The sequence below is a fragment of the Cupriavidus sp. 01T418 genome, from assembly GCF_056398885.1.
Genome location: NZ_JBFTQG010000042.1, coordinates 27,571 through 51,834 on the forward strand (window position 1 = coordinate 27,571; position 24,264 = coordinate 51,834).

The following is a 24,264-nucleotide window of genomic DNA, read 5'->3' on the forward strand; positions in this document are numbered from 1 at the left end:
TTCCCCAAATCATGTCGGATAGTCGGCTTCGTTGCAAACCCAGCCCGGTTTCTCAACAAAATCGGGGCGCGGCGGCGAAAAAATGTCAACCAATTGCACCCAGCCCTCGCCGACGTCCTGTGTGGTATGTAGCGACTGTGCCGGAATGACGATGAGCGATGGACTACTCACCGCGTGGTGCCCATCAACACGCCATTTCGTCATGTCAGTGGTCCAGGGATAGCGCAGGTGATGGATGAAGTTCCCCTGCAGCGCGAGGGATGCCTGGTCAAAATCATCATGCGCATGTGGAGTCATCTTACGAGTGTCGCGTCGGAAGTCGCGTGGCACAAAGGCATTAATCAGCATGTTGGTCGAGCGAAAGGGACGAGCCGGACTGTCTGGCTTCTTATATTGATCCAGTGGGTAATGCCGCAGCCGAAATCCGCCGGGAGGCGCAGGTGGCGCCTCGTCAGCCTCATTCGCGGGGTGGTCCGTAGCATTGCCCGCCGCAGCCATCAAGTCGACTGCCCGGTGTGAGAAGATTCGCGTGACATATCCATCGTCATGAAGGGTCACGCAACTGGCCCCGGGCGGTACGATTGTAAGCGCGTCCCCCTCACCATCGATAGTCACAGTATCGTTACCTGCCTGTACGGTGGCTTGGACCCCTTTGGGGACGAGCAACATGTATTCGTCTGGGTTGTCGCTGCGATCGAGACGAGAGTTCGCAACAACACTCGAAATGGCCACCACGAACGTACGGCCGCGTGTCAGCCACGTGGCGCTGCCATCTGGACTGGTAAGGTGAGCAGGGCTGTCATACGGGGTGCAAAGGCTGGCGTTTGGGATTTGCATGTTCATGGTTGTAGATTTCAATCGGGTTTGAAGCCAGAGGCTCTGATAATTGGCTCCCATTGCCTCATTTCTGCTTCTAACAAGAGAGCAACATCTGAGGCACTGCGATAGGTTGGCTGTACATTGAGGCGTGTCATCATCGCTTGCTGTACATCCGGCATCTCCAACACCTTCTTGACAGCGTTTTGCATGCGTTCGATTTTTGCCCTCGGTGTTTTGGCCGGAGCCCAAATGCCTTGCCATCCTTCGCTGACCATCAGCTTGTAGCCTTGCTCGTTGACAGTTGGGATGTCCGGAATAAGAGGAGAACGCTTGGCACTGAAAATCCCAATCACACGAATGCTGCCCGCCCGGTGGAACTTCAACATGTCATCCATCAGACCAACGGCGGCCGGTAATTGCCCCCCCACAAGATCAGTCACCATTGCAGTTGCACCTTTGTATGGCACGGCATTCATATCAACGCCGATGCTCTCTCCCAGAGCCTCGCCAAGGAAATGAGTTTGCCCCCCTAGACCAGTGGTGCCGAACGTGGCCTGCGCCGGATGCGTCTTCAGCCATTTTATGAATTCAGGCAAGGTTCTGATACCTAACGAGCTCGGAACAGCCAATCCCAGTGGGTAAGAGGTGATTCCAACTACCGGTGCAAAGTCATGCTTATAGTTCCACTTGATCTGCTTACCAAACACCAGAGTCTGGAACGTAAGAACCGCGTTATTTGCCACCATGAACGTATCGCCGTCGGGATTTGCCGAGACCAAGGCATTTGCTGCAATTCGTCCACCTGCGCCAGCCCTGTTTTCCACAATCACGGTCTGGCCCAGCACGTCACGCAATTTTTCCGCGACCAGACGAGCCACCATATCGGTGCCACCACCCGCTGAGAACCCCACAAGAAAGCGGATAACGCTCTTGTCAGCCGCCGGCAGTGGCTCCGCGTGTGCCACTTGCGCCATCACGAGCGCTAGTCCTGACAGCAGAATATGGCGGCGTGTGATTATTTTCATTGATTGTCTCCTCAGACTAATGTGGGGTCAGTTCTGACTGGCTAGGATGCCTAGAAGGCTGCGGTCATCTAGCAACGACTGCCAGTTTCTACCCTGCGGAAACACGCCACCGAATGAGACGATGTTTTTGTATTGAAGGTCTGGATTCCGCGCCAATCGGGGCTCTTGGCCGGCCATGAACTCCTTGACTGACTTGAGAATTTGCTGACGTAGACGTACCACCGCCATGTCGGACGAACACAAGTTTTCCTTGGTGCGATCCAGCCGTGGGCCCTGGCTCAAGAAAATCGCAAAATCCTCCGTTGCAAAATGCTGGGGGAAGCCAGAGAAAAAGCCGCGCTTCATCACGCTGCGGTTCTGCCCCCAATTATTATTTTCGTCACCAGGCGGAAGCGGGGGGAAGTTCATGACGTCCGGAGAAATCGTAAACTGCGTGATCCCCAGCGGGGCGTGCAGGTTGAAATGCACGAACCAAGCGCGGTGTGTGTTGTCGTCCACCGGAACTGACAAAAACACGGTCGAGGGTCCATATTGCTCTGGTGCGGTGATGATCCCGTACCAGGGCATCACGAAATTGTTGACACGAGCATACTGGTTGCCGTCAGGCAGGGTTCGCACTGCGGCGTAGCGGAAACCGTAGGGACTGTCCTCGAACTCGAACCTCGGCTTGGAACTCTTGCTGAGGTTGGCCCGTTCGTTGTTGCCGCTGACCAGTGCCACGAAACTCTGATGCAGTGCGCCCGCATGGGTGGTATCCATCGTGGCCTCCACGCCTTGCGCCCAGTTGGACGGCACCAGAGTCGAAGTCACAAAGCGATGAGACTCAGGCAGGTAGGTGAACGGGAAATCCGGGAACACCGGTGCCTCGCCCTGCCCAAACCAACCCCAAACCATGCCGCCTGCTTCACGAGCTTGATAAGACGGTGATTTGATCGATTTACAAAACGCCTTCTCATCACCACCATGGTTAGGAGCTTCGACCAGCCGGTTGCCATCCACGCTGAACTTCCAGCCGTGAAAGATGCAACGCAACCCATCGTGTTCATTCATTGCCAAAGCCATGGATGCCCCACGATGCGGACACATCTCATCCACGATGCCGACCGTCCCATTGCCTGCGCGATATGTCACATACTGGGTCCCCATCAGTTTGGTCCGAAGCGGTGCTCCGCCGGCTTCAAGTGCAGCGGAGGGAACAACGGGAATCCAGTAATGCTGCCGAAGCATCTCCCCGAGCGGAGCGCCGTTATCGGTGCAAGTTAGGAGGTCGTTGTCTTCCTTGGAAATGGCCATTTCTGTTCTCTCTGTTTCAGCGGTTACGACAATTTTTCGGCAATTGCTGTAGTACTTCAATCGGCATGGATCCTCTTTCCGCCTGCCGGAATTTCAGACTCCGCGATGGGTTCCACTGTGCGGAATTTTGACGCGAAGTGCTGGTCAAGGTCCACACGTGCCCTCACACTGTCAACCGTTATTTAGACTCGTGAGACTTCCAATGTCCTTAAAAATCGGTGAGACCCCTGGCCGTCCGTACCGGATCGCCGAAGCCGACATGACGCCGGCTCAAGCCGACCTGGTAAACCGCATCCGGACGGGCCCCCGCAAGGATTTGCCCGTAAACATGGAAATCTGGCTACATAGCCCTGAGTTTGCTGAGGTCGCCAATCGCTTTGCCGAATATGTAGGTCATTTGGCGCCGATGACACGACGTGTCAAGGAGATCACCATCCTGGTTGTTGCGGCCTATTGGAATTCCGCTTTCGAATGGTTTTGGCATGAACGGCTAGGAAGTGACTTGGGGCTTACGTCCGAGCAACTGGCCATGCTGAAGGTGCGACAATCTACGCGCTTCGACAATGAGATCGAACAAGCCGCGTATGATTTGGCGGTTGGACTGATGGAGAAACGAAACGTAGATGACGAGTTACATCAACGTGCCGTACAGGTGTTGGGCCACCAGGGCGTTTCCGATCTTGTCGGTCTTATCGGGCTTTACACGATGGTCGCGTTCTCGCTCGATTTTTACCGTGTACCGGTGCCAGACATGTCTTGACATTGAGCGTACAAAGGCCATGTGGGTGCCGACGGAAGTCGTGGCGCCTCAGTTCGTTTGCTGAAATTCTCCGAAATTTCGGTTGCTGTAGTTCGCCGAGATTTCGGTCGCCGTTTCACGCAGAACAGGAAGGAATTGTTCTATGGTGCGCCCGGTCATGAGGCGACCGAAGGTGGTCATACCTAAAGCGGCGATCGCCACGCCGCTCAGGCAGATCGGTACTGCCAATGTTGCTGAATCGCTAGCCTCGTTGGGTTGGCGCACGGCATATCCCTGGGCCGCCACTTCGGCAATTTTGGACTCGAGCAATGCCTGCGTCGTGCCACCGTAAATGGGGTTCATGGTCTGCAATAGGTCCAGCACAATGCTCCTTTCCTGCTTACTGCAATGGGCGAGGTACGCTAGCCCCATTGCCGAACTTTCTAGGCTCAAACTATGTCCGATGGTCGTAGCATGCACGGCGACCGGACTGTAGGGCATGGTACTGAATCCGATGACTAGCATAGTGCGATCCCTAACACCAATCGCGAGTGGCCATTTAATTTCCCTGGTCACCCTGATGGCGATGGATGCTCCGGCAGAGACAACCTCAGCCTGCTCGGTGTAACCGCCACCTAATTCTCGGACCTTCTTGGTCAGCGCGTAATGTCCCCTGGCAATATCGGCTTGAACATATCCCTCTGACTGGAGGGTCGACAGGATTCGGAACAATGTGGTTTTCGGGAGCGCCAGCCTTTGGTGCAATTCATGCAGAGTCCAACGTTGCGCGGTGTTCATCAATCGAAGCACAGACAAGGCGCGCGCGACAGCGCGAATCTGGTTTTCTTCCATAATAGAGCGTGTTATGCGCCTTTTTTCACGACTGTTGCCATAGTGAACTGAAGAGCCGCAGACCGTATCCGACTGACGTGTCGGACGAAGAGCGGAGCTTTACTGCTCCCTATTTTACCCTGGCGGTTTCCCCCCGCGTCAGAATAGATGTCGCCCATATAGAATCTGAACCTTGGGGGCGATAAGAGATGGAAGTGGCTCGATACGGACAAGTGTTTAAGGACCGTGCAGTAGCGCGGTTGTTGCCGCCGGAGAGTGTGGCGGTAGAAGTGGTTTCAAGGGAACTGGGTGTGGCAGTGGCCACGCTGGAGCGGTGGCGTGCGGATGCGCTGTCCATGCCCGCTCGCGAGCGGGCATGGACAGCGCCTGCCCGGCTGGAGGCAGTAATCGCCACGGCGGCCATGGACGAGACTGCGCGCAGTGCTTGGTGTCGCGAGCACGGTGTGTACCTCCAACAGCTTGAACAGTGGCGCCAAGCCTCCACGCAGGCGCTGGCTGACCGGAGGAGGTGCGCGCCAGTCCGAAGCAGACCCAGCATGATCGCCGTCGCATCAAGGAGCTCGAACGCGAGTTGCGGCGCAAGGAGAAGGCGTTGGCAGAGACTGCTGCGTTGCTGGTACTTTCAAAAAAAGTCGCGGCGATCTTCAACAAKGGCGAGGACGAATGATCGGCCTCGAAGATCGCCAGACTCTGGCCCGCGACATCGAAGTGGCACACGCTGCTGGGGCAAGGCTGCACGCGGCCTGCGAGACCGCTGGCATCAGCGTGCGCACGCTGCAGCGTTGGACGGACGGCCAAGGTCTCATATCGGGTGACGGCAGGCCCCAGGCGGTGCGGCCAATGCCCGCTCATGCCCTCACCGAGGCTGAGTGCGAGCAGATCCTGCGCGTGGCCAACGAGCCGCGCTTCGCCGATATGCCGCCGGCGCGCATCGTGCCCATGCTGGCCGACGAAGGCGTGTACCTGGCCAGCGAATCGAGCTTTGGCCGCGTGCTGCGCGCGCATGGCCAGAGCCGGCATCGAGGCCGCGCCAAGGCGCCTCGTCAAAGCCGCCCGCCCACCACGCACGTGGCTACCGTACCGCGCCAGCTATGGTGCTGGGACATGACGTACCTGCCTGCCGAGATCGCCGGCCGCTGGTTTTATCTGTACCTGATCCTGGACGTGTACAGCCGCAAGATCGTGGGCTTCGAGGTCCACGACCGCGACGACGCCGACCACGCGGCGCATCTGGTCAAGCGCACGGCGCTGGCCGAGGGCATCCACGCCATGGCGGCCAAGCCGGTGCTGCACGGGGACAACGGCGCCACACTCAAGGCCACCACGGTGCTGGCGATGTTGCACTGGTTGGGTGTCAAGCCCTCGTATTCGCGTCCACGCGTGAGCGACGATAACGCCTTTGTGGAGAGTCTGTTTCGCACGGCCAAGTACCGCCCGGAGTTCCCGTCCAGCGGCTTCGCCGATCTGAGCAAGGCGCGCGCCTGGGCGGCGCACTTCGTGCACTGGTACAACCACGAGCATCGGCACAGCGGCATCCGCTACGTGAGCCCGGCACAGCGCCACGCCGGGCACGACGATAGGATTCTCGCCGCTCGTCATACGCTCTATGCCGAGGCCCGCGAGCGCAACCCACGCCGCTGGTCACGCCACACGCGAAACTGGTCACCAATCGGCACGGTCACGCTCAACCCGGAGCGCGAGGTTGCCGTGCCCAGCGGTATCAAGCCAGGCGCCGAAAAACAGCGTTTGGCTGCATGAATGAGGCGACAACTGCCTTGACGCGCGCCGGTTTCAAGTCCCAAATGCAACACCCGCGTCAGTGAATTAAAGTTGGGGGGTGAGAAACTTGTTTGAGCATACGAGTGCGACAGCTTCAGGCGGTAGTCTTGACGGAGCAGGTCGACCAATTCATCGATTCGGCGTCCCGCTGTCAAACGTGCGGAAGACGACTCGGGATCAAGGACACGAAGTCATTAGTCTATCGTACAGCTTTCGGAAAGGAGAAGCTGCGAAGTCCTCGTTTTTACTCGTACTGCAGTGCATGCGGTTGGTCCGCAGGCACCAAGTGCACGCTTTCGCCGCTGGCACAGGCGTTGTCGGAACGCATACACCCCCAATGGGCTTGGCTGCAGTGCCGGTACGCCAGCGTGATGTCATATCGATTGGCACAGATCTTTCTGCGCGATGCATTCCCGGGCGGGCGGGAACTTCCGTGCTGGAGCGTCAAGCTGAATGTGGGGAATGTAGGGCAACGCATCGAGCAAGAGGCGAGGTGCGCGGCGATGGTGGCCGCGGCTGTGACTGCGCCACCTCGACGTCCGCCTTTGAGCGGTCCATCGGTCGCGCTGCAGATTGATGCGGGTTACGTCAAGGCGCCACGGCAGATCGACGGAACGCGATGGATTCCCGTGGTCGCTTCCAAGCTGATTTGGCCTAAAACGCCTCACACCCATGCGCATGCCTATGCGGTCGGGCACGACCCCACGCAAGGATTGCGTCAACAGGCGTTCTTGCAGTCCGTGGGGATCGGCCCGCAGGTCCCGGTAACGGTCATCTGTGATGGCGGCGACGATATCAATTTTGCGTGCAAGTTGCCTTCCGCGACGGCGCGAGGGGCGCACTGCATGGTGCAGGTCAGGGTCGCGGTTTTGAACGGGGAACTCTCACCCGACCGCATCTCCGCACTCGAGATCTCCGCCTCCCGTCACAGCCAATGCGTCGGACATGCATCGCCAGACCGGCATCGGCCAACGAACAGAATTAACCGTGACGTCCTCGCCGCAAGCCAGGGCGCCTAACGAAATCGGCCTCCCCAATTTTTGCACGCTCTCTTCTACGCCTGGTGCAAGGCAGCGTGCGGCGCCTGGGGCCCATTGTGTGGGTTTCGAGGCGCGGCCTTGACAGTGCATTCATTGGCGGTTTATGACCCGGATACGGCGATGATCTTGGTCTGGTGCCCTGTGAAAGATGTGCATGCCCAAGAGCGGGCCATCATGGAAACCCTGCTCGAGTCGGCCGAGCAGGCCCAGTTGTGGATCGCCGATCGCAACTTCAGCACCGGTGCGATCCTTGCCGGCTGGCAGTGTTGCGGTAACGCCTTCATCGTGCGGGAGCACGACCGCAATCCGGGCATGTATTCTTCCGCCCGATGCTGTGCGGGCACTACGGGCAGCCTGCATTACTTCTCGCCGAGGTCGATTGGGGGTATTATTGCATGCAATATTGCATATTACCTTTAATACCAAAGTAAAACCGTGGCAACTGCAGAACTACAAGGCATCGACATTCCTGCCCAGATAGCCCAGGAAATCCGCAAGCTGATCAATCGCGGACAGTTGCCGCCCGGGTTGCAGCTAAGGCAATCCGACCTTGCCGATCGCTTCGGCATCAGCCGCGTACCTGTGCGTGAAGCCCTCAAGCTGCTGGCGGCGGAGAGCATTATCGAGCACGATCCCAACCGCGGCTTCTTCGTCGCGCCGCTTTCCACCGATGAAGCCCGTCAGCTTTACCGGATACGGCATCTGCTGGAAGCGGAGTTGCTCTCGTCCGTCGAGTGGCCGGCATCCGCGCAGCTCAAGCAGTTTAAGGCGATGCTGGCCGAGTTGGACGAACTGCTCGCGGCCGGCAATCGAGCCGAGTGGATTGAACGCCATCGCGCGTTTCATGACGCGGTGTTCGACCTGTCGCCAAACAAGATCCTCAAGCGGGAGGCGTTGCGGCTAATGAGGCTGACCGACCGCTATCGTGCGCTGGCCGCCGACATTACCCTGCGCGACCAGCATCTGAAGGCGAACGTCGAGCAGAAACTGGTAAAAGCGCTAAGTACCAAGAACCGGGAAATGCTGCTGGAAGCCTATGATGAAGGTCGGCAGATGGTGGCCGCCGGTCTGATGCAGATCCTGGCGGCACGGGGCGTATAGGGCAGGGCGCTTGCGTGCCCCTCGTTCTCCTTGTCAGAAACGGTGCATCATGCCGACCTGCGCCACAGACCGGATTTTGCCGCTGGCGAGGATGTTGCCGATTTCTGCCGCGTAGGCGCCGTTGGTGCGTTGATAAACTCCGACCAGATAGACGGCGGTGCGTTTGGAGAAGGTGTACGTCAATTGGAGTGCGCCTTGGTTGATGACCACGTTCCTCAGTTGCGCGTTGCCATTCTCGTAGGTATAGGCGCCACCGAGGATCAGGTCCGGTGTCAGCTCATAACTCAAGCCCGCAGCGAGAGCGTAGATCTTTGCGCCCGTGAAGGTGTTGCGCGCCTGGCTGTACATGCCGGAGATGTCAAAGCCATACACCTTCGTACGGGCGCCGGCGAGGAGGTTGGCGATGCCGCTGTGCCCGCCCTGGACCGCGCCGAAGTTCTGCTCGGGGTAGACCACCGCCGTACGCGTTTCTCCCCGGTGATATCCGACCGCCGCGCTCTTGCCCGAGTTGTTCGGGACGTCTCCCGCCACTTCGCCGAAGCTGTACATCAGCCCGGCGGAGAACCCAGAAATCTCGTCACTGGTCAGCTTGATTGCGTTGGACATCCGCTTGCCACCGACGCGATCCCAATTGATGGCCGACAAGCCGGTAGGCACGCTATTGGCGTTCGTGATCGGTGCATACGGCGAACCGGAAATGCCTGCGCCGATTTCCGCCGGCCCCTTCAGCCCGAGCAGGTCTGCGCCGAAGCTACCCGTGCAAAAGTTGAGCATGCCGCCCGCGATACCGGTCGCGGGGTCGATGGCGCCGATCAGGAAGTAGTCGAACGCGAAATCGTTCTGCTGCCCAAGGCGGAAGCCGCCGAGCCCGACCTTGCGCAAGCCGACCCAGGCCGAATTCTCGAACAGAGCCCCGCGCGACTGGAGATCGAGCGATCCCGTACCGAGCGAAATCGTCGAATCAAGGCTGAACGATGCCTGCAGGCCGCAGCCCAAGGTCTTCCGTGCCGCGCAAGTAGAGCTTTGATGGATAAATGGCGGAATCCTCCATGCGGACCTGGGAATGCCCGCCGTTGTCCCGATAAAGCGCGACCCCCTCATCGAGCAGGCCGCCGATGGTGGTGCTGCCTTGCGCGTGCGTTTGCGTGGTGGCGGCAATCAATGCGATGCCGAATGACAAGCGGCGAAGTGCCGGTGTCAGCGTAGCCCTTTGATAGACCATATGTCGTCGTCGTTGTTGTAGTTGTTGCTTCCGCGCGGCAGGGAGGCGCGCGGAGAATATGGGCGGACAGGGGCTAGCCGGCCGGCTCGGGATCCCATGACGGAATCCACAACAGTTCCTGGACCGCGGCAGCTTCGGTCGACGAGAATTCGCCGTAGCTGCCATGCGCATACAGCAGCGGCCGGCTGCGGTCGCCGCGCGGCCTTGCGGCTTCGATGGCGCCCAACAGGATGCCGTGGGTGCCGACGTCCACGGCGCTGGCCACGCGGCAGTCGAAGCTGACCAGCGCGTCCCGCAGCACCGGCGCGCCGGTGATTGCCCGCACCCACTCGCCGTCCGCGAATTTCTGCTCTGCCGCCATCGGGCTGGCGAAGCGGTTGGCGAGGTGGCGGCTCTCCAGCGCCAGCACGTTCACCGCGAAGATGCGCGACGCCTGGATGGCGCGGAACGAGGCGCTGTTGCGATTGACGCAGGCGAGCAGCGTGGGCGGATCGGCCGATACCGAGCAGACCGCCGTGGCGGTCAGGCCCGCCCGCGCGCCGTCGGGCGAGAGTGTGGTGATCAGGCAAACATGCCCCGCGAGGCAGCGCATGGCCGCCTTGAACTGGATCGCGTCGATGCTCATGACGATTCCTTCGGCGTGCGGGTGGGCAGGGTCATGCGGCCGGAACGAGATGCCGGGCGAAGTGCAACACGGTGCGGCCGTGCGCCTGCATGGCGGCAAGCGGCTGGTAGCTGGCGCGCTCCCAGCAGTTGAAGCCGTGGCTGGCGCCCGGGTAAACGAAGAACCTTGCCGAGTCGCGGTCGGCAAACGCGGCCTTGACGCGCTCGACCGCCGCCAGCGGGATCATCGGGTCGATTTCGCCATAGTGGAACAGCATCGGACAACGCACGGCCGCCGCCTTCTGCAACTGGTCCTGGATGCCACCGCCGTAGTAGCAGGCCGCGGCGTCCACCAGCCCGGCCGCGGCGGCGAGATAGGCCAGCCGGCCGCCGATGCAGAAGCCGAGCGCGCCGACGCCGCCCGTCACCTCAGGCCGCCTGCGCAGGGCGCCCACGGTGCCGTCCAGGTCGGCGACGATCTCGGCCATGTCCGCCCGGGTCAGTATGTCTCGCGCCCGCGCCGTGTCGTCGCCCACATAGGCGAACTCTTCGCGCGGCGCCTGGCGCCAGAACACGTCCGGCGCCAGCACGACGAAGCCGAGCTGGGCATACTGCTCGGCCACGGCGCGGATGTGGCGGTTGACGCCGAAGATCTCCTGGAACAGGACCAGCCCAGGGCCGGAGCCCGCCGGGGGCAGGGCGAGGTAGCCGTCGTACGCGCGGCCATCGGGGGCGGGAATGCTGATCCAGCTGGTGCGGATCGTCTTGTCTTCGTTCATGTTGTCTCCGTTCAGTTCCAGCCGAAGATGTTGAGCGTGGTTTCGCCGGCGCGGAGTCGCCGGCACTGGTCGGCCTCGGCGGCTTCGCGCGCATGGCCCGCATCCACCACCTTGCCGGCGCGTTCGCGCGGGATGCAGACCACCCCGTCGCCATCGCCCACGATCAGGTCGCCGGCGTGCACACTGACGTCGCCGAACACCGTCGGCGCATTGATCCATCCGCGCGCGCCGAAGTCCTTGCCGGTGCCGCGAATGCACAGGCCGCGCGCGAACACCGGGAAGCCGATCTCTTCGAGCAGCACGCCGTCGCGCACGCAGCCGTCGATAACGAGGCCGGCGAGCCCGCGCACCTGGCTGGCGGTGGACATCACTTCGCCCCAGTAGCCGTGCTCGAAGGCGCCGCTGACCGACACCACGAGCACGTCACCCGGCTGCGCGGCATAGATGGCCCGGTGCAGCCACAGGTTGTCGCCGCCGGGGGCGTGGACGGTGACGGCCGGGCCGCACAGCCGGAAGCCGGGTGCCACCGGCTTGATCGTGGAGGGCAGGGCGCCGACCTTGCCGCCGGCCTCATGCAGGGTGGCCGTCGGGATAGCGCGGGCGGCTTCGACGATTTCCGGGGCGGTGCGCGCAAACGCCAGTTGCGTGGTGTCGCGTGGTTCGATGCGGTCGATGGGGAGGCTCATGCGGGGGCTCCTTGGGTGCGCGTCTGGAGTTGGTGGTAGCGGAATTGCTTGCGCGCTTCGTCGAGGCGCATGCCGCCGGCGACCGCCTTGCGGATGGCGCTCTCGGCGGCTTCGATTGCTTCCGCCGCGGCGAGGATACGTTCCTCGTGCTCGCGCGGGATCGACACCAGGCCGTCCGCGTCGCCGCGCAGGATGTCGCCCGGCGCCACGCGCACGTCGCCGATGTTCACCGGCACATTGGTCGCCTCGACCTGGACGCGGTCCTTGCCGGTCCGCATCCAGTTGTCGCGCGAGAACACGGGGTAGCCGAGCGACAGGCACAGGTGGACGTCGCGGTTGATGCCGTCGATCACCGTGCCGGCAATGCCGCGGCGGTGGGCGATCTCGGTCATGATGTCGCCCCACACCGTGGCGTCGGTGCGGCCGCCGTTGTCGAGCACGATGACGTGACCCGGGGGCACGTCGTCGATGAAGTCGCCGACCGTGCCCGGCGGACTGGCGGCGGGACCGTAGAGGATGGTGAACGCGCGCCCGGCCATGCGGAACGCGGGGTCGCGCGGCTTGATTGCGCGGCACTGGCCGACGATGCCGAGGCGGTCCATGGCATCGCTGATCGTGGCGGTGTCGAGCTTTGCGGCGCGCGCGACGTTCTGGTCTTCGAGTTGTTCCGACATGGCTTATTCCTTCAGCATGAATTCGTAGTTGCCGCCCATGACCTGGCTCATCGGCGTGCCGGCCAGCACGGCCTTTGCCATCAGGGCCTCGCGCGCGACGATGCCTTCCGCCGCTTCCAGTACGCGGTCGATATTGGCTGCGGCGATGAAGATCACCGCGCTGCGGTCGGCCAGCACGTAGTCGCCCGGCTCGACCTCCACGTCCCACACCTTGACCGGCACATTGGTGCCTTTCTCGACGATGCGGCCGCGCGCGGTGCGGGCCGTGAGCGCGCTGGCGAAGACGGGGAAGTCCATCGCGCGCGCTTCGTCGATGTCGCGCACGGGCCCGTCGGCCACCACGCCGGCGATGCCCTTCACCTTTGCGCCGAGCGACAGCAGGCCGCCCCAGCTACCGGCCTCGACGCCGCTACGCTGCTCGACGACGATCACGTCGTCCGGCCCGCCGGCCTCGATGGCGGTGGTGCCGAGATGGCGCGGTTCGCCGGGCGGCGGGGCGCCGGTGCCCAGCTTGACGGTAATTGCGCGGCCGGCGATGCGGCCCTCGCCGGCTTCCTGCCGGACGCCGCTCACCGCGCCCGGCAGGCCGAGCTTGTCGAGGGTGTCGGATACCGCGCAGCAATCCAGCCGGCGCAGGCGGCGTACATATTCCTGAGGGGTCGTCATTGCGTAGTCTCCTTCTCGTTAGCGGGGCGCCAGCAGGCGAACCCCATGGCATTGCCGGTGCCGGCTTCGCTGCGGTAGCAGGGGACGTAGTCGACCACTTCCATCTCGAAGCCGAGTTCGTCCATGGCGCCGGCCACCGGAATCCAGTTCTTCACCTCGGACGTGCCGGCCTGGAAGATCGCCTCGCCGAGCCCTTCCACCGGCGCGAAGTCATGCGCGTGCATGCTGTCGAGGATCAGCTGGTCGACGCTTTCGTCGATGACGAAATGGGTCAGGCCGCCCGACGCGATGATCGCCACGCGGGCATCGCTGTCCCACGACCGGATGGCGCGGGACAGCGAGCGGCCGAGCGCATAGCAACGGCCGGCAGTCGGCTGGTTGGGCGGATAGAACGTATTGATCAGCACCGGAACGGTCGGGATCACCCGGTCCTTCATCAACTGCCGGAACACGAAGCCGAATGCGTGCGGCGTCTCGGTGGCCGACAGGCGCTTCATCGCCGTGATGTCGAAGCCGTCGGCCATCGCGCATTCGATCAGATGGCGGCCGAGCGCGGGCACGCCGGCGTAGCGCGCTTCGGGCGGCATGTAGCCGGGCATGGCGTGCGCCACGCCGGGCGGCAGCCGCGACAGCTTCTCGTCGCTGATCATGTTGTTGACGATGGTCTCGCCCCACATCACGCTGAAGGCCGGCACCAGCATGTCGTCGAAGATCTCCATCTGGTCGTTGCCGACGATCACGGCGACGTCCGGACGAGCTTCGGCAAGGATCTGCGCCAGGCGTTCGATGGCCTGCATGCAGCGGGCGTGGCGCGCTTCCCAGACTTCGGGCGTGAGTTGCGCGGCGAGGATCTCGGGCGCGCGATGCCGGACCAGTTCGTCGAAGGTCCAGGTGCGGCCCTGGTAGTGATGCAGGCTGCGCCGGTCATCGGGCAGGCGCGAGCCCCATGTGTGCGGCGGCGTGACCAGCATGGGCCCGTGCGAGGTGCCCATGCCGAGTACGATTTCTGCCATGGTTCGTCTCCTCTTTTCGTCTTGGTCTCTTAGCGGTACGCGGCCAGGTCGAGGTTGAAGAGCCGTTGCGCGTTGCCGAAGAAGATCATGTCCTTCTCTTCCGGCGACAGCCAGTCGAAGCCCTGGATGAACGGCTTGATGTCGTCGAAGGTGCGGCCGGTGGCGGGATTGACCTGCGAGCCCACGCCGGGGCACTCGGCGCCGAACAGGCAGCGGTCGGCACCGATGGTCTTGATCAGCAGGCGCAACGATTCCTCCGAATACAGCACGGTGTCGTAGTACAGGTTGCGCATGCCGGCGAGGAAGTCGCGGCCCGCGCGCGCGGCGCCGGACTGGAAGCGGCCAATCTGGTAGGGAATCGAGCCGCCGCCATGCGAGACCAGGATCTTCAGCGACGGGAAGTCCTTGAACACGTCGGAGTTCACGAGGCCGAAGACGGCGATGGTCTCTTCGTTGATGAAATGGACCGTGTACGGCGAGCGGGCCGAATGCGAGCCGGTGGCGTGGATATGCGCCGGGATGTCGAGCTCGCACAGCTTCTCGTAGAGCGGATACCAGTAGCGGTCGCCCAGCGGCGGCGCTTCGGTGCCGCTGTTCTCGAACGGATCGGGATTGAGCAGCACGCCGCGAAAGCCCAGCTCCCTCACGCAGCGTTCCAGTTCCGGCAGCACCACCTCGATGGGATCGCCGGCGACCTGCGGCAGTCCGCCCACGCCGATGAAGCGCGTCGGCAGCAGCTTCACCGTGCGGGCGATGATGTTGTTGGTTTCCTCGGTGAACCAGTGCACCAGCTTGCCCGGCTTGGCGCTGTGCATCATCTGGAACGGACGTGGCGACAGGAGCTGGACGGTCGTGCCCGCACGGTCGAGCAGGTCGATGTGGCCCGCCGGGCCCATCTCCTTGCGGTTGGCGTAGTGCAGGATTTCCTCGTCCGTCACCTCCGGCATTTTGCGGCCGTGCTCGCCGCGATGCGACTGGATGTGGGCCTTGTAGACCCAGAGTTCGGCGGGCGGGCTGACGTGGCCGTGGCAGTCAATGATCATGGGGTGTCTCCGGTTGGATGGAATTAGAGATCGAGGACCAGCCGCTCGCCCTTGCAGCCCGAGCAGCAGATCATCATGGTGTTGTTGGCCGCCTTCTCCGGGTCGGAGAGGATGGCGTCGCGGTGGTCGGGAACGCCTGACAGCACGCGCGTTTCGCAGGCGCCGCACACGCCTTCCTCGCACGAGTGAGCCACTTCGACGCCGGCCTCTTTAAGCACTTGCAGGATCGTCTTGCCGCCCGGCACCTGCAGCGACTTGCCGCTGCGGCTCAACTCGACCGTATAGCCGCCGTCCAGCGCGGCTTCCTGCTTTGCGGTGAAGTACTCGACGTGGACCTGTGCCGGCGGCAGTTGCGCGGTGGCGGCTTCGAAGGCCGCGAGCATCGGGCCGGGGCCGCAGCAATAGAAATGGGCGTCGGCCGGCTGGCTTGCCACCAGCGCCGCGATGTCGAGCACCCCGCCGGCTTCCGCGTCGATGTGCAGATGCAGGTTCTCGTAGCTCCGCAGTTCTTCCAGGAAAGCGACGTCGACGCGGTCGCGGCACGAGTAGACCAGCGTCATCGACCGGCCCAGCGCCTTCAGGCGCCTTGCCATGCAGAGGATCGGGGTGATGCCGATGCCGCCGCAGATCAGCACGGAATGGGCGGCCGCTTCGTCGAGCGGGAAGTTGTTGCGCGGCGGTTCCACGTCGATCACCACGCCGGGGCGCAACTGGTCGTGCATGAAGCTCGAACCGCCGCGGCTCTTCGGGTCGCGCTTCACGCCGACCTGGTAGCGCCGCTGCTCCCGTCCGCCTTCGAGCAGGGAGTACTGGCGCACCAGCCCGTTGGGAAGGTGCAGGCCGATGTGGGCGCCCGGCTCGCTGGGCGGCAGGGTGGTGCCGGCCGGCGCGGCAAAAGCGTAGAGCAGGGTGTCGCGGGCCAGGTATTGGATCGACTCCAGGCGCAGCTTCAGCAGGGCGCCCGTGGAGGGGGGCTGGTCGTTCATGTGTTGTCTCCAGTTACAGCAGTCACGGGATCGGCGAGGCGGGTGCCTGCCGGCGCCTGGCGTTCGAGGCCGTCGGTATGTGTCCGGCTGCTTCGTCATTGACGCGAAATTCTTTTTTGCATATTATTTCGACTAACAAGAAAAAAGTCAAAGCCTCTCGGTGGGGTCGATTGGAGGGACGGTTCCCCGGATCGGCACGAAGGGGGACATCACTGGTGGAAACAGGCGGCGGCATCGTGCAGCGCAGCAGCACCTTCCGCGTCACATGGATGGAGAAAAAATTGATCGCAGTCCTTTCTTGCAACGGCGGTACGGTCACGCACGGCAGCGGCCCCGCCACCCAGCTCTTCGTCGCCACCTTGCGTGGCATGCATGTCTTCGAGCGGACGGGGCAGGGCGCGCCATGGAAGCGCACCCGCTCGGCGCTGGAAGACCGCCACGTGAGCGCGCTGCTGTACGAGCCGCAGTCGGGCCTGCTCTTTGCCGGCGCGCATGGCAAGGGCGGCATGTGGTGCAGCCGCGACCTCGGATTCACCTGGGAGCCGCGCGGCAACGGCCTGAAGAGCGAGCACGTCTACACGCTGGCGGCCCAGCAACGTGAGGGCCGCGTGGCGCTGTACCTCGGCACCGAGCCGTCGGCGCTGTACCGCAGCGACGACCTGGGTGAGAACTGGGTAGAGATTTCGGCGATGCTGTCCGTGCCGGACCAGGACAAGTGGACCTTCCCGCCGCCGCCCCACGTGGCGCACGTCAAGAACGTGGCCTTCCACCCGGCGCAGCCAGACACGCTGTACGTGTGCATCGAGCAGGGCGCGTTGCTGAAGACCACGGACGACGGCGCGACCTGGACCGAGCCGCGCAGCTACGAATCCGAGCAGGACAAGTTCTATCACGACAACCACCGTGTGCTGATCCGCCCGTCGAACCCGGACCAGCTCTTCATGTGCGGCGGCGAAGGCCTGCACTACAGCGCGGATGCCGGCGAGACCTGGACTCACCTGCTGACGCGCGCGGACCGCATCGGCTATCCGGATGCGATGTTCATCGACCCGCGCGACGAGAACGTGCTCTACCTCGGCGGCCCCGGCAACGCGCCACGCGACTGGGGCGCCAAGCGCAGCGCAGCCGCGAGCGTGATGCGCAGCCGCGACGGAGGCGTGACATGGGAAGAGATCCGCGACGGGCTGCCTGCCGAGGTGATCGGCAACATCGAAGGCATGGGCCTCTATCACTGGGACGAACAGATCATGCTGCTGGCCGGCACCGCGACCGGCGAGGTTTATGCCAGCGAAGACGGTGGCGAACATTGGCAGACGGTCGCCGATGACCTGCCGCCGATCTCGAAGGGCGGCCACTACCGCTGGTTCCTTCGGGTCGATGAGCGCGAGAAGGTAGAGGACCGCATGCGCACCGGCACCTGACAGCCGCGCCAGCGGAACCATTCAGAAACGACGAGCCTTGCCACGCCGCGGCACTTCGGTGCGCGGTGCGGCGGCCTACGTCCTCACACAGGAGACAAGACGTGAGCACATCCCCCCTGGCAGCGCCCCCCGGCAGCGTGCCCGTACTAGCCAGCCACGATGCCGCCGTCGCCGCGGCACGTGCGCTGCACGACCGCATCCGCGCCCGCGCCGACCGCACGGAAAGCGAGCGCATCGTTTCCACAGAGACGATCCACGACCTGATGGACGCCGGCCTATTCGGCGTCGTGACGCCTCGCCTGTTCGGCGGCTCGGAACTGGGCTTCGCCACGCTGGTCGACGTGACCGCCGAGATTGCCTCGGCGTGCGGATCGACCGGCTGGGTCTACGGCGTGCTCGCCGGCCATAGCTGGATGCTGAACCTGTTCCCGCTGCAGGCGCAGCGCGAGGTGATGAGCGGCGACCGCGTGCTGACCGCCACCGTGTTCCGCCTCGGCGGCACCATCACCGAAGTGGAGGGCGGCTACAAGCTGGTCAACGGCGACGGCCGCTTCTGCTCCGGCATCGATCACGCGCAATGGGTCATCGTCGGCAACGCGGTGCAGCGCGAAGGCCAGCCGCCCGAACCGCGCTTCTTCGTGGTGCCGCGTGAAGACATTGAGATCGTCGACGACTGGTTCACCGCCGGCATGCGCGGCACCGGCAGCCGCTCGATCCGCATCACCGAGAGCTTCATTCCGGCACATCGCTCGGTGTCGGTCCGGGACATGATGTCGGGCATGGCCGACGAGACCGGATCGGTGCGCGCGCCGATCTATCGCATGCCGTTCCAGAACGTGACGCCGTTCTCGCTGGTGGGCGCGCCGTTGGGCATGGCGCGCGCCGCGGTGCGCTCGTTCAACGAAGGGCTGGCCGCGCGCCTGTCCACCTTCAGCAGCGAACAGGTGGCCGAGCAGTCCGCCACCTTCGCGCGGGTGGCGGAATCGGTCGCCGAGATCGACGCCGCGCTGGCCGTGGTGCGCGAGGATGCCCGCCGCGTGGACAGTGCCGAGGATCCCAGGTCGATCAGCGAGCTCGACTGGGCGCGCATCCCGCGCGACTGGGCGTACGCCGTGCAGAAGGCACGCTACGCGGTGAACGCGCTGTTCGAGGCGGCCGGCGGCTCGGGGATCTACAACACCTCCGAGCTGCAGCGCATCTGGCGCGACGTCAACTCCGCCGCCCAGCACTTCGCCTTTACGTGGGACAGCGCCATGACCGGCTACGGCCGCGCGGCCATCGGCCTCCCGCCGTCCAAGTTCGGCCCCAAGGGCCGCTGACCGAGCGACGAGTGGAGAGCGACATGCACGCCGACGACCTGACTTCCATCAACGACTACTCTGCCGCGACGCTGTCGTCCATTTGCGCGCGGATGGCGGTTTCCCACGAGGTAGAACACATGATCTACCGGGAATCCGAACTGGACGAGGTCTGGCGCCTGCTCGACGCCGACGTCGCCAATGCCGCGCGCGACGGCCGCAGCGCACAGCAGTTGCAGCGCCTGGAGGCCATGCGCTCCCTGGTGATCGAAGCACACGACCTGGTCGGCAACGACGGAGACACCGTTGCCGCCCGGGAACGCCTGGGCCGCACCATCGCGCTTCTCGACTGAAACCGGCGCGTACCGATATTTCCCCACAGAGAAAGACACACAGACTCAAAGGATAGGAGGACTTATGCTCACTCGCGAAGACAACAATGTGCTGACCCAGGTTGGCTGCGGCACCCCGATGGGCGAACTGATCCGGCGCTTCTGGATTCCCGCGCTGCTGGCGTCCGAGATCGCCGAGCCGGGCGGCAAGCCGGTGCGCGTGCGGCTGCTCGGCGAAGACCTGGTGGCCTTCCGCGACACCGACGGCAAGGTCGGCCTGCTCGACGAGCAATGCCCGCACCGCCGCGCGTCGCTGGCGCTGGGCGACAACTCCGACGGCGGCCTGCGCTGCCTCTACCACGGCTGGAAGTTCGCCACCGACGGCACCTGCCTCGACACGCCCACCGAGCCGTCGGGTTCCTCCTTCTGCTCGCGCATCCGCGCGCAGGCCTATCCGACCCGCGAAGTGGGCGGCGTGATTTGGACCTACATGGGCCCGGCCGCCGAGCAGCCGCAGTTCCCGGAGTTCGAGTGGCTGTCCTATCCGGCCGTCAACGCGGTGCCGTTCAAGGTGCTGGAAGACTGCAACTACGCGCAGGCGGTCGAAGGCACCATCGACTCGGCGCACGCCGGCGTCCTGCACCGCGAGCAGCCGTGGAACGCGCCCGCCAAGTACGACCATGAGCGCGACCTGCAGCCGAAGATCGAGGTCGAGTACACCAAGTACGGCCTGCGCTACGCCGGCGTGCGCAACTTCCGCGAGGAAGGCAAGCTGCACGCGCGCGTGACCGAGGTGGTGCTGCCGTTCTTCACGCTGATCCCGCCCGACGGCTTCGGCGTGCGCAAGAACCGCCGCATGGCCAACGCGTTCGTGCCGCGCGACGACGAGTCGACCTGGCACATCCAGTGGTTCTTCGACGACAGCCAGCCAGTGGACATCGCCTACAGGATCGAGGAGGGCGGCCACTGGGTCGACGAGAACTTCCGCAAGGTGCTCAATATCGACAACTGGTACCAGCAGGACCGCGAGTGGATGAAGACCGGCTCGATGTCGGGCATCAAGGGCATCCTGACGCAGGACCACGCGGTCAGCGAGACTCAGGGCCGCATCCTGGACCGCACCAAGGAGCACCTCGGCACGTCCGACGTCGCCGTGGTGGCCTGGCGCCGCCAGATGATCCGCACCGCGCGCGCGCTGGCCGAGCGGAACGAGGTGCCGAGCGTGCTGACCGCGCCGATCCCGTTCACGCAGATCCGCGCGGCCACGGTGATCTTCAGCAACGAGCGGACCTGGAAGCAGGAAGTCCCGCTCAACCCCGACGTGGCGCTGACGGCCTGACGTGGCGATGCTGATCGACAGTCACGCCCACGTGTCACCGGTGTGGTACGAGCCGGTCGAAACGCTGCTCGGCCAGATGGCGCGCCACGGCGTGGCGCGCGCGGTGCTGACGCAGATGATCGGGCAGGTGGACAACCGCTACCAGACGGACTGCGTCCACGCCCACCCCGGCCGGTTCGCCAGCGTGGTGTGGATCGACCCGGCGGCGCCCGATGCACCGGAAACGCTGACAAGGCTGGCGGACGAAGGCGCCGCCGGCGTGCGCCTGCGTCCCGGCGCGCGTTCGCCGGGCGCCGACCCGCTGGCCATCTGGAAGGCGGCCGAGGCGTGCGGACTGGCGGTCAGTTGCGTCGGCAACGCCGAAGCGTTCACGGCGCCGACCTTTGCCGAGCTGCTCGAAGCGGTGCCGGCGCTGCCGGTCGTGCTCGAACACCTCGGCGATACCAGCAAGCCGATGGAGACCGAATCGGATGGTGAGTTGCGCTACACGGTCCTGCGGCTGGCCCGCTTCGACAACGTCAGCCTCAAGGTGCCGGGCTTCGGCGAGCTGGCACCGCGCGACCCGTCCGCGCTGCGCGGGGGGTGGACATTCGGCGCCGCCGCCGCTGCCCTGCTCGAAGCCGCCATTGCTGCCTTCGGCGCGCAGCGCCTGATGTGGGGCAGCGATTTCCCGGTGGTGAGCAGCCGCGAAGGCTATGGCAACGCGCTGGCGCTGGTGCGCGAATGCCTGCTCGACCATCCCGCCCCGGTTCGCGAGGCCATCCTCGGCGGTACCGCGCGCCGTGTGTTCTGGAAGGAAACCTGACATGACAAGGAAAGTACTGGCGGCCGTCAAGACCGATGTCGAGACGACCGAACTGAAGGAATTCGACTACCCGCAAGTGCAGCCGGACTCCGGCATCCTCAAGGTGGAGGCGAGCGGCGTGGGCGGGAGCGATCCGGAGCTGTATCGCAAGCCGGGACACGCCCCCGTCATCATGGGGCACGAGAACGTCGGCACGATCGTCGAGCTCGGACCGATCGCGCAGCAGCGCTGGGGCGTCAAGGCTGGCGACCGCGTGGCGCTGCACGAGTACCTGCCGTGTTGGCACTGCGAATGGTGCATGAAGGGCGACTTCCGGCTCTGCATGGAGGTCGACTTCTTCAATGTGAAGGACCGGCTCAATACGCTGCGCTTCGGCATGTCGACCTGCGAGATCGCACCTCACCTGTGGGGCGGCTACGCGCAGTTCATGCACCTGCCTCTGAACACGGTGATGCATGTGATCCCGCCCGACATGCCCGCCGTCCACGCCACGCTGGCGGTGCCGTTCGGCAACGGCGTGCAATGGGCCTGCAATGACGGCGGCGCCGGGCCGGGCAAGACCGTGCTGGTGTTCGGCCCGGGGCAGCAGGGCCTGGGCTGCGTGCTCGCGGCGAAGGCGGCGGGTTCGCTCACCGTGATCCTCGCCGGCATGACCCGCGACCGCGCCCGCCTCGACCTGTCGCTGCGGCTAGGCGCCGATCATGCCATCGACGTGCAGAACCAGGATCTCCATGCCGAGGTCATGCGCCTGACGAAGGGACGCGGCGTTGACGTGGTGGTCGACACCACCGGCGACCCGACCGGCGAAGTGGCGCAATTGGCTATCGGCCTGGCCGCCAAGGGCGCGTACCTGAGCCTGAACGGCCTTGAGCAGAGCGTGCCGATCGGCGAGATCAAGAAGCGTTACCTGACGGTACGCGCCCCGCGCGGTCGCAGCTATCCGGCGGTGGAACTGGCCCTGCGCTACATCGCCTCGGGCAGGTACCCGCTCGACGAGGTGTGCTCCCACACCTTCGGGCTCGCGCAGACGCACGAGGCGATTCTTGCCACGGCGGGGCGCGGCGTGGAAGGCGCCATCCACGTCACGGTGGACCCATGGAAGTGAACTGCCAGCCCCTTGACGAGGGCAGAACCAACGACAGACAGAGGAGACATTCCCGATGATTGACAGTCATGCACACCTGATTTCCGCCGACGTGGAGCGGTATCCGCCGTCCCCGCTGAGTGGCGAGCTGGAACCCGGCGCGCTGGACAATCCGGTGACGGTGGAGCGCCTGCTCGCGCTGATGGACGAGCAGGGAGTCGAACGCGCGCTTGCCGTGCAGCGCGCGCATATCTACGGCTTCAACAACGCCTATGTCTGCGACGCGGCCGCCCGTTATCCGGACCGCCTGCGCGCGCTCGGGATGGTGGATGCGCTGGACCCGGGCATCCGCCGGCAGGTGCGTCACTGGGTCGGCGAGCGGGGCGCGGTGGGGATCCGCCTGACCGAGCCGTTCAAGGGCGCCGACCCGTCCTGGCTCGCGTCGCGCGAGGCGATGGCGGCGTGGGAGACGGTGTCCGAACTCGGCGGCTCGGTGCGGCTGCATTTCTATCGCTGGAACAGGCTTGCATGCCTGAAGGCACTGAAGCCGGTGCTCGTGGCATTCCCACAAACCACCGTGGTGCTGGACCACTTCTCCAATATCGCGGCCGAAGGCGGCGCACCGGATCATGGCGTCGACGCGTCGCTGCTGGAGATGGTCGACCATCCCAACGTCTACCTGCTCTACTCCATGATCAACCTGGGCAAGCTCGCCGCCCAGCAGATGTCGGCGGCGCCGATGGTCGAGCGAGTGGTGCGCGAGTTCGGCGCTGATCGTGTGATGTGGGGCTCGGACATCGCGCAGTCGAAGGGGACGTATGCGCAGATGGCCACCCTTGCCAGGGAGTCGGTGTCCCTGTTGTCGGAGACGGAGCAGCGCAAGGTGCTGCACGATACGGCGCGCGCGGTGTACTGGGGCGAGCGCTGAGATGGGTCGGCGTGAGGTGTTTGCACCGCCTGCGGCGCCAGCCCCACGCGCAACGGACCCTGACATTCCTTCGCGGCTCGCGGCCGAAATCCGCGAGCTGATCAACGAAGGCAAGCTGTCGCCCGGACAGCAATTGCGGCAGCAGGACCTGGCCAGGCGCTTCGGCATCAGCCGGGTGCCTGTGCGTGAAATGCTGAGCCTGCTGGTTGCCGAGGCCGCAGTCCAGCATGATCCCAATCGCGGATTCCACGTGGCGCCGCTGTCCAGCAGCGAGGCGCGTCAGCTCTATCGCATCCGCCACCTGCTGGAAACCGAATTGCTGTCGACAGTGCGATGGCCCAATGCCGATGAACTCGCCGACCTCCGCGCGCGGCTCACCGAACTCGATCGCCACCTGACGGAGCGGGCAGGCGCTGCCTGGGTGCGCGCACACCGCGCGTTCCATGGCGCCATCTTCTCCTTGTCTCCAGACTGGGCGCTCAGGCGTGAAGTGATGCGTCTGATGCGGCAGACGGATCGCTACCGGGCGATGGCCCCACCGGATATCGCCGGGTATCGCTTCCCGGCCGATCCGGAACACCACCTCGTAGAGACGCTTGCCGCCAAAGACCGCTTCGCGCTGCTAGAGGCCTATCGGCGCGATCGCAACGCCGTAGAGGAACGCCTGCTGGCGTCGCTGGCTGCGCGGGGCCTCTGAATTTACGCGTCCGCCGTCGCGGTGCCGTCAGCCGTTCACC

26 protein-coding genes and 1 pseudogene are annotated in these 24,264 nt (G+C 64.2%); 13 read left to right on the forward strand and 14 right to left on the reverse strand.

The window, feature by feature from the left end; all coding sequences use genetic code 11:
* Positions 1–9: 9 nt before the first annotated feature.
* The 3 genes from AC1DQ3_RS28495 to AC1DQ3_RS28505 are packed head-to-tail and all read right to left on the reverse strand — an operon-like array spanning position 10 to position 3,197.
* Positions 10–843, reverse strand: coding sequence for a cupin domain-containing protein (locus tag AC1DQ3_RS28495; RefSeq protein WP_477123500.1), 834 nt, complete (start codon positions 841–843; stop codon positions 10–12).
* 11 nt (positions 844–854) lie between these two features.
* Positions 855–1,844: a Bug family tripartite tricarboxylate transporter substrate binding protein gene (locus AC1DQ3_RS28500; protein WP_477123501.1), complete on the reverse strand. Its 990-nt coding sequence runs from the start codon at positions 1,842–1,844 to the stop codon at positions 855–857.
* Between the two features lie 27 nt (positions 1,845–1,871).
* Positions 1,872–3,197: a Rieske 2Fe-2S domain-containing protein gene (locus AC1DQ3_RS28505; RefSeq protein ID WP_477123502.1), complete on the reverse strand. Its 1,326-nt coding sequence runs from the start codon at positions 3,195–3,197 to the stop codon at positions 1,872–1,874.
* A gap of 142 nt (positions 3,198–3,339) precedes the next feature.
* Between AC1DQ3_RS28505 and AC1DQ3_RS28510 the strand changes: the two genes are divergently transcribed.
* Positions 3,340–3,897, forward strand: a complete 558-nt coding sequence (locus AC1DQ3_RS28510) for a carboxymuconolactone decarboxylase family protein (RefSeq protein ID WP_477123503.1) — start codon at positions 3,340–3,342, stop codon at positions 3,895–3,897.
* Between the two features lie 48 nt (positions 3,898–3,945).
* On the opposite strand, the gene AC1DQ3_RS28515 is transcribed toward AC1DQ3_RS28510, so the two are convergent.
* Positions 3,946–4,728 carry a helix-turn-helix domain-containing protein gene (locus AC1DQ3_RS28515; protein WP_477123504.1) on the reverse strand — a complete coding sequence of 261 codons (783 nt, stop codon included), beginning with the start codon at positions 4,726–4,728 and terminating at the stop codon, positions 3,946–3,948.
* Between the two features lie 194 nt (positions 4,729–4,922).
* Here AC1DQ3_RS28515 and AC1DQ3_RS28520 point away from each other — a divergent pair.
* The 4 genes and pseudogenes from AC1DQ3_RS28520 (at position 4,923) to AC1DQ3_RS28535 (ending at position 8,648) form a co-directional block, all read left to right on the forward strand.
* Positions 4,923–6,486 (forward strand): annotated as a pseudogene (locus AC1DQ3_RS28520) (IS3 family transposase).
* A gap of 392 nt (positions 6,487–6,878) precedes the next feature.
* On the forward strand, positions 6,879–7,526 hold the full coding sequence (locus tag AC1DQ3_RS28525) for a hypothetical protein (protein ID WP_477123505.1): 648 nt from the start codon (positions 6,879–6,881) through the stop codon (positions 7,524–7,526).
* 99 nt (positions 7,527–7,625) lie between these two features.
* A complete protein-coding gene (locus AC1DQ3_RS28530) occupies positions 7,626–7,967 on the forward strand; it encodes a hypothetical protein (RefSeq protein WP_477123506.1) in 342 nt (113 codons plus the stop codon).
* Positions 7,968–7,982: 15 nt separating this feature from the next.
* On the forward strand, positions 7,983–8,648 hold the full coding sequence (locus AC1DQ3_RS28535) for a GntR family transcriptional regulator (protein ID WP_477123507.1): 666 nt from the start codon (positions 7,983–7,985) through the stop codon (positions 8,646–8,648).
* A 33-nt stretch (positions 8,649–8,681) separates the two neighbouring features.
* On the opposite strand, the gene AC1DQ3_RS28540 is transcribed toward AC1DQ3_RS28535, so the two are convergent.
* The 10 genes from AC1DQ3_RS28540 to AC1DQ3_RS28585 all read right to left on the reverse strand — a co-directional run bounded on the left by AC1DQ3_RS28540 (position 8,682) and on the right by AC1DQ3_RS28585 (position 16,320).
* Positions 8,682–9,644: a porin gene (locus AC1DQ3_RS28540; protein WP_477123508.1), complete on the reverse strand. Its 963-nt coding sequence runs from the start codon at positions 9,642–9,644 to the stop codon at positions 8,682–8,684.
* A complete protein-coding gene (locus AC1DQ3_RS28545) occupies positions 9,610–9,810 on the reverse strand; it encodes a hypothetical protein (protein ID WP_477123509.1) in 201 nt (66 codons plus the stop codon). The genes AC1DQ3_RS28540 and AC1DQ3_RS28545 overlap by 35 nt, the downstream gene beginning before the upstream one ends.
* A 133-nt stretch (positions 9,811–9,943) precedes the next feature.
* On the reverse strand, positions 9,944–10,495 hold the full coding sequence (locus AC1DQ3_RS28550; RefSeq protein WP_477123510.1) for a flavin reductase family protein: 552 nt from the start codon (positions 10,493–10,495) through the stop codon (positions 9,944–9,946).
* 31 nt (positions 10,496–10,526) lie between these two features.
* The gene (locus tag AC1DQ3_RS28555; protein WP_477123511.1) at positions 10,527–11,252 is read right to left on the reverse strand and encodes a dienelactone hydrolase family protein; all 726 of its coding nucleotides are present in this window, start codon (positions 11,250–11,252) and stop codon (positions 10,527–10,529) included.
* Positions 11,253–11,263: 11 nt separating this feature from the next.
* Complete coding sequence (locus AC1DQ3_RS28560) at positions 11,264–11,938, reverse strand: 4-carboxy-4-hydroxy-2-oxoadipate aldolase/oxaloacetate decarboxylase (RefSeq protein ID WP_477123512.1); 675 nt, start codon at positions 11,936–11,938, stop codon at positions 11,264–11,266.
* On the reverse strand, positions 11,935–12,612 hold the full coding sequence (locus AC1DQ3_RS28565) for an RraA family protein (protein WP_477123513.1): 678 nt from the start codon (positions 12,610–12,612) through the stop codon (positions 11,935–11,937). The genes AC1DQ3_RS28560 and AC1DQ3_RS28565 overlap by 4 nt, the downstream gene beginning before the upstream one ends.
* Positions 12,613–12,615: 3 nt before the next feature.
* Positions 12,616–13,278 (reverse strand): RraA family protein, encoded by a 663-nt coding sequence (locus AC1DQ3_RS28570; protein WP_477123514.1) that lies wholly within the window; start codon positions 13,276–13,278, stop codon positions 12,616–12,618.
* Positions 13,275–14,291: a DODA-type extradiol aromatic ring-opening family dioxygenase gene (locus tag AC1DQ3_RS28575; RefSeq protein WP_477123515.1), complete on the reverse strand. Its 1,017-nt coding sequence runs from the start codon at positions 14,289–14,291 to the stop codon at positions 13,275–13,277. The genes AC1DQ3_RS28570 and AC1DQ3_RS28575 overlap by 4 nt, the downstream gene beginning before the upstream one ends.
* A 29-nt stretch (positions 14,292–14,320) precedes the next feature.
* Positions 14,321–15,334: an amidohydrolase family protein gene (locus AC1DQ3_RS28580; protein ID WP_477123516.1), complete on the reverse strand. Its 1,014-nt coding sequence runs from the start codon at positions 15,332–15,334 to the stop codon at positions 14,321–14,323.
* Positions 15,335–15,357: 23 nt separating this feature from the next.
* Positions 15,358–16,320 (reverse strand): PDR/VanB family oxidoreductase, encoded by a 963-nt coding sequence (locus AC1DQ3_RS28585; RefSeq protein ID WP_477123517.1) that lies wholly within the window; start codon positions 16,318–16,320, stop codon positions 15,358–15,360.
* Between the two features lie 281 nt (positions 16,321–16,601).
* Between AC1DQ3_RS28585 and AC1DQ3_RS28590 the strand changes: the two genes are divergently transcribed.
* From AC1DQ3_RS28590 to AC1DQ3_RS28625, 8 genes are all read left to right on the forward strand, one after another.
* Complete coding sequence (locus AC1DQ3_RS28590; protein ID WP_477123518.1) at positions 16,602–17,741, forward strand: WD40/YVTN/BNR-like repeat-containing protein; 1,140 nt, start codon at positions 16,602–16,604, stop codon at positions 17,739–17,741.
* 101 nt (positions 17,742–17,842) lie between these two features.
* Complete coding sequence (locus AC1DQ3_RS28595) at positions 17,843–19,060, forward strand: acyl-CoA dehydrogenase family protein (RefSeq protein WP_477123519.1); 1,218 nt, start codon at positions 17,843–17,845, stop codon at positions 19,058–19,060.
* Positions 19,061–19,083: 23 nt separating this feature from the next.
* The gene (locus AC1DQ3_RS28600; RefSeq protein ID WP_477123520.1) at positions 19,084–19,392 is read left to right on the forward strand and encodes a hypothetical protein; all 309 of its coding nucleotides are present in this window, start codon (positions 19,084–19,086) and stop codon (positions 19,390–19,392) included.
* Between the two features lie 64 nt (positions 19,393–19,456).
* Complete coding sequence (locus tag AC1DQ3_RS28605) at positions 19,457–20,710, forward strand: Rieske 2Fe-2S domain-containing protein (RefSeq protein WP_477123521.1); 1,254 nt, start codon at positions 19,457–19,459, stop codon at positions 20,708–20,710.
* Positions 20,711–20,717: 7 nt separating this feature from the next.
* The gene (locus tag AC1DQ3_RS28610) at positions 20,718–21,515 is read left to right on the forward strand and encodes an amidohydrolase family protein (RefSeq protein WP_477123522.1); all 798 of its coding nucleotides are present in this window, start codon (positions 20,718–20,720) and stop codon (positions 21,513–21,515) included.
* A gap of 1 nt (position 21,516) precedes the next feature.
* Positions 21,517–22,620 carry a zinc-dependent alcohol dehydrogenase gene (locus AC1DQ3_RS28615; protein ID WP_477123523.1) on the forward strand — a complete coding sequence of 368 codons (1,104 nt, stop codon included), beginning with the start codon at positions 21,517–21,519 and terminating at the stop codon, positions 22,618–22,620.
* Between the two features lie 55 nt (positions 22,621–22,675).
* The gene (locus AC1DQ3_RS28620; protein WP_477123524.1) at positions 22,676–23,527 is read left to right on the forward strand and encodes an amidohydrolase family protein; all 852 of its coding nucleotides are present in this window, start codon (positions 22,676–22,678) and stop codon (positions 23,525–23,527) included.
* A 1-nt stretch (position 23,528) separates the two neighbouring features.
* Complete coding sequence (locus tag AC1DQ3_RS28625; protein ID WP_477123525.1) at positions 23,529–24,224, forward strand: GntR family transcriptional regulator; 696 nt, start codon at positions 23,529–23,531, stop codon at positions 24,222–24,224.
* The last annotated feature ends 40 nt before the right edge of the window (positions 24,225–24,264 follow it).

What these genes read in the sequence shown, in the direction of transcription:
- AC1DQ3_RS28625 (WP_477123525.1), top strand. Translation starts at nt 23,529, where the DNA reads ATGGGTCGGCGTGAGGTGTTTGCACCGCCTGCGGCGCCAGCCCCACGC.
- AC1DQ3_RS28610 (WP_477123522.1), top strand. Translation starts at nt 20,718, where the DNA reads ATGCTGATCGACAGTCACGCCCACGTGTCACCGGTGTGGTACGAGCCG.
- AC1DQ3_RS28580 (WP_477123516.1), bottom strand. Translation starts at nt 15,334, where the DNA reads ATGATCATTGACTGCCACGGCCACGTCAGCCCGCCCGCCGAACTCTGG.
- AC1DQ3_RS28620 (WP_477123524.1), top strand. Translation starts at nt 22,676, where the DNA reads ATGATTGACAGTCATGCACACCTGATTTCCGCCGACGTGGAGCGGTAT.
- AC1DQ3_RS28570 (WP_477123514.1), bottom strand. Translation starts at nt 13,278, where the DNA reads ATGACGACCCCTCAGGAATATGTACGCCGCCTGCGCCGGCTGGATTGC.
- AC1DQ3_RS28565 (WP_477123513.1), bottom strand. Translation starts at nt 12,612, where the DNA reads ATGTCGGAACAACTCGAAGACCAGAACGTCGCGCGCGCCGCAAAGCTC.
- AC1DQ3_RS28515 (WP_477123504.1), bottom strand. Translation starts at nt 4,728, where the DNA reads ATGGAAGAAAACCAGATTCGCGCTGTCGCGCGCGCCTTGTCTGTGCTT.
- AC1DQ3_RS28525 (WP_477123505.1), top strand. Translation starts at nt 6,879, where the DNA reads ATGTCATATCGATTGGCACAGATCTTTCTGCGCGATGCATTCCCGGGC.
- AC1DQ3_RS28585 (WP_477123517.1), bottom strand. Translation starts at nt 16,320, where the DNA reads ATGAACGACCAGCCCCCCTCCACGGGCGCCCTGCTGAAGCTGCGCCTG.
- AC1DQ3_RS28560 (WP_477123512.1), bottom strand. Translation starts at nt 11,938, where the DNA reads ATGAGCCTCCCCATCGACCGCATCGAACCACGCGACACCACGCAACTG.
- AC1DQ3_RS28550 (WP_477123510.1), bottom strand. Translation starts at nt 10,495, where the DNA reads ATGAGCATCGACGCGATCCAGTTCAAGGCGGCCATGCGCTGCCTCGCG.
- AC1DQ3_RS28510 (WP_477123503.1), top strand. Translation starts at nt 3,340, where the DNA reads ATGTCCTTAAAAATCGGTGAGACCCCTGGCCGTCCGTACCGGATCGCC.
- AC1DQ3_RS28575 (WP_477123515.1), bottom strand. Translation starts at nt 14,291, where the DNA reads ATGGCAGAAATCGTACTCGGCATGGGCACCTCGCACGGGCCCATGCTG.
- AC1DQ3_RS28605 (WP_477123521.1), top strand. Translation starts at nt 19,457, where the DNA reads ATGCTCACTCGCGAAGACAACAATGTGCTGACCCAGGTTGGCTGCGGC.
- AC1DQ3_RS28555 (WP_477123511.1), bottom strand. Translation starts at nt 11,252, where the DNA reads ATGAACGAAGACAAGACGATCCGCACCAGCTGGATCAGCATTCCCGCC.
- AC1DQ3_RS28495 (WP_477123500.1), bottom strand. Translation starts at nt 843, where the DNA reads ATGAACATGCAAATCCCAAACGCCAGCCTTTGCACCCCGTATGACAGC.
- AC1DQ3_RS28500 (WP_477123501.1), bottom strand. Translation starts at nt 1,844, where the DNA reads ATGAAAATAATCACACGCCGCCATATTCTGCTGTCAGGACTAGCGCTC.
- AC1DQ3_RS28615 (WP_477123523.1), top strand. Translation starts at nt 21,517, where the DNA reads ATGACAAGGAAAGTACTGGCGGCCGTCAAGACCGATGTCGAGACGACC.
- AC1DQ3_RS28600 (WP_477123520.1), top strand. Translation starts at nt 19,084, where the DNA reads ATGCACGCCGACGACCTGACTTCCATCAACGACTACTCTGCCGCGACG.